The sequence below is a fragment of the Schnuerera sp. genome (assembly GCF_035459645.1).
Taxonomy (GTDB): domain Bacteria; phylum Bacillota; class Clostridia; order Tissierellales; family Tepidimicrobiaceae; genus Schnuerera.
This window is the reverse complement of the sequence record NZ_DATHXO010000507.1, coordinates 1-1,554: the sequence shown is the minus strand read 5'-3', so window position 1 is coordinate 1,554 and position 1,554 is coordinate 1. Positions and strand designations below refer to the sequence as shown.

2 protein-coding genes are annotated in these 1,554 nt (G+C 31.0%); both read right to left on the bottom strand.

The window, feature by feature from the left end; all coding sequences use genetic code 11:
• Nucleotides 1-11: 11 nt before the first annotated feature.
• Nucleotides 12-746: a replication initiator protein A gene (locus tag VK998_RS11815; RefSeq protein WP_325228577.1), complete on the bottom strand. Its 735-nt coding sequence runs from the start codon at nucleotides 744-746 to the stop codon at nucleotides 12-14.
• Nucleotides 747-1,045: 299 nt separating this feature from the next.
• A complete protein-coding gene (locus VK998_RS11810; protein WP_325228575.1) occupies nucleotides 1,046-1,303 on the bottom strand; it encodes a hypothetical protein in 258 nt (85 codons plus the stop codon).
• Nucleotides 1,304-1,554 lie beyond the last annotated feature (251 nt).

Sequence of the window (1,554 nt, the reverse complement as noted above, 5' to 3'; positions counted from 1 at the left end):
AATGATATATTTCAATCGGTTAAATCTATATCAAAATACCTCTTACTTGCTCTTAGGAATGCCAGTATATTCCCATTATTACTTTCTGGCAATGTTTCAAAATGCTCTGTTACTGCTTTATCCCATTCTTCTTTTGTTACATCATAGTTTTTAATTTCTCCTATACAATCAAGGATATAATAGTAATCCCTTCTCTTGACCCTCATATGCTTTGTTCCTTTATAGGCTTTAAATATTTCTTTATAGATAGAAATAAAGTCATCTTCTTCAGGAAGATGTATAATATCAGTATCATTAAATTCAGTCTCATTATACTTAGTATCATTAGGTGAAAGATTTTTTCCTTCTTGACTGAAAGGTTCTTTCTCTCTTGACTGAAAGATTTTTTCTGTCCGTGTGTTTTCAACGCTTATAGCTGTTAAGTATATCAAATTAGGCTTATTTAGCCCTTGCCTTTCTTCTTCTATTAATCCATATTTGATTAATTGGTTTATTGCTTTCCTTGCTGTTGGTATACTGCAACCTAACATTTCTGCCATATTCTCTCTTGTGTAAATTAAATAGACTTCCCCTCTTTCATTAATCCAATTATTTGCTAGGCTTAAATCGTGCCTATCTCTTAGTAGTGAATATAGTACTCTTGCGTCATTTGATAACTTTTTAAACTTTCTTTCAAATAAAAACTTAGGCATCTGGTAAAATCTATTATTAATAATAAGTTCTTTTGTATATCTTCTCATTTTCATTTTAATCCCTCCTAGAATTATGTTCCAAATAGTGGTAATCCCTACTTTCTAGGATTTTCAGGAAACAGGAGCTACCTGCTGTCCCACTATTACAAATAAAATAAGCCGATAGATTTCTCTACCGACTTACTCCCAACTGCCTTTTTATATTGTCGTTTGATATATCCTTGTATTGTACTACATATTTCTACTCATTACCATTATATCATATGTTTTATGGTTGCCAGTCCCAATCTTGTCCCAATCTTGTCCCAAATTGTCTGACAATTTCATTTGCATATAATACTTGTGATGTGTAACTAATCTAAATTAAACTTTTGTCCGCAACCTTGGCAATAATTAGGCACTATTTCATCTTTCCAGTACATTTTATTGCATGTCGGACATAAATAATGACTTGAATATCTTCCAGCTTTGTTTATAAGTTTTACTGGTATTTGCTTTTCTATAGCTGCTATTGCCCTATCTATTGAATATAAAGAATACTGGTTGTGTCCTCTTTCCCCAAACACACCTTTCATATCATTTAAAGTTTCTATAACTTCCCTATCTTTCATTTTAATTCACCCTTTCCTATTACACATAATAAACATTAGATACACCTAATACTTGTTATGTTCAGCTAATCTTCAATATCTCCATATTCAAAACGGTCATAATCATTTTGTTCTCCTTTCTTAGTTCGCATAAATAACATATTGTTCATTCTAAACTTTAAACGTACTTAATACATTGAGAATACCCTTCTGAATTTCATCTACAACATCTTCTATTATGTCATCTAAATCTATTTCATCAATTACTCCTT

Bases quoted from the DNA above. Each gene is read 5' to 3' on its own strand.
- VK998_RS11815 (WP_325228577.1), bottom strand. From the start codon at position 746: ATGAAAATGAGAAGATATACAAAAGAACTTATTATTAATAATAGATTT.
- VK998_RS11810 (WP_325228575.1), bottom strand. From the start codon at position 1,303: ATGAAAGATAGGGAAGTTATAGAAACTTTAAATGATATGAAAGGTGTG.